The following is a 1550-nucleotide window of genomic DNA, read 5'->3' on the forward strand; positions in this document are numbered from 1 at the left end:
GCCCTCAGGGCCCGAGCAGCCCACCCCCGCCGACTCCACCGGGTCCACCGGGTCCACCGGGTCCACCGAGGCCACCGAGGCCAAGGAACCCGGCCCCGACCAGAACCCGGAGAACGGCGAACGCCCAGGAGGCACCGAGTGAACGACGCCCTCGACGTCGCCCTGCGCCTCGTCATCGTCTTCGCCGTGTTCCTGGTCCTGCCCCTCGTCATCGGCCAGACCGAGCACAAGGTAATGGCCCACATGCAGGGCCGCCTCGGCCCCATGTACGCCGGCGGCTTCCACGGCTGGGCCCAACTCGTCGCCGACGGCGTCAAGTTCGCCCAGAAGGAGGACATCGTCCCGGCCCAGGCCGACCGCCGCGTCTTCCAACTGGCCCCCGCGATCGCCCTCCTGCCCTACCTCCTCGTCCTGGTCGCCATCCCGGTCGGCCCCGGCGAGGGCGCGGTCGGCGAGGTCGTCGACGCCGGCATCTTCTTCGTACTTGCGGTCATGGGCATCGGTGTACTCGGCTCGCTCATGGCGGGCTGGGCCAGCGCCAACAAGTTCTCCCTCCTCGGCGGCCTCCGCACCGCCGCCCAGCTCCTCGCCTACGAACTCCCGATGCTCCTCGCCGCCGCCTCCGTCGCGATGGCGGCCGGCACGGTCTCGCTCCCCGGCATCGTCGACGCGTTCGACTGGTGGTGGCTGCCCTGGCAGATCACCGGCGCCCTCGTCTTCTTCGTCGCGGGCCTCGCCGAACTGCAACGCCCGCCCTTCGACATGCCCGTCGCCGACTCCGAGATCATCTTCGGCGCCTACACCGAGTACACCGGCCTGCGCTTCGCCCTCTTCCTCCTCGCCGAGTACGCCGGGATCGTCGTCCTGTGCGGCCTGACCACCGTCCTCTTCCTGGGCGGCTGGCACGGCCCGTGGGGCGCCGACGGCCTGGGCTGGGTGTGGACCCTGCTCAAGACGGCCGTGCTCGCCTTCGTCGTGATCTGGCTGCGCGTGACCTACCCCCGTCTCCGCGAGGACCAGCTCCAGAAACTCGCCTGGACCACCCTCGTCCCCCTCGCCCTCGCGCAGATCGCGCTCACCGGAATCGTGAAGGTGGCGATCTCCTAACCATGTCTCCCATCCCCGGATCCGGCCTCGCCAAGGGCCTCGCCGTCACCCTCCGCACGATGACGAAGAAGACCGTCACCCAGCAGTACCCCGAGGCCCAGCCCGAACTGCCGCCCCGCAGCCGTGGCGTCATCGGCCTGTTCGAGGAGAACTGCACGGTCTGCATGCTCTGCGCCCGCGAGTGCCCCGACTGGTGCATCTACATCGACTCCCACAAGGAGACGGTCCCGCCCGCCGCCCCCGGCGGCCGCGAGCGCAGCCGCAACGTCCTCGACCGCTTCGCCATCGACTTCTCCCTCTGCATGTACTGCGGCATCTGCATCGAGGTCTGCCCCTTCGACGCCCTCTTCTGGTCGCCGGAGTTCGAGTACGCCGAGACCGACATCCACGAACTCACCCACGAGCGCGACAAACTCCGCGAGTGGATGTGGACGGTCCCGGCC

At 69.9% G+C, this 1550-nt stretch carries 2 protein-coding genes; both read left to right on the top strand.

Annotated features, from left to right (window positions below):
- Window positions 1–138: 138 nt before the first annotated feature.
- Window positions 139–1107 (top strand): complex I subunit 1/NuoH family protein, encoded by a 969-nt coding sequence (locus GKQ77_RS32605; RefSeq protein WP_219692760.1) that lies wholly within the window; start codon window positions 139–141, stop codon window positions 1105–1107.
- 2 nt (window positions 1108–1109) lie between these two features.
- The coding region (locus tag GKQ77_RS32610; RefSeq protein WP_219692761.1) for a NuoI/complex I 23 kDa subunit family protein at window positions 1110–1550 on the top strand (441 nt) is incomplete at its 3' end.

Origin of the sequence: Streptomyces anatolicus, assembly GCF_019400875.1 — a bacterium.
GTDB classification, from domain to species: domain Bacteria; phylum Actinomycetota; class Actinomycetes; order Streptomycetales; family Streptomycetaceae; genus Streptomyces; species Streptomyces anatolicus.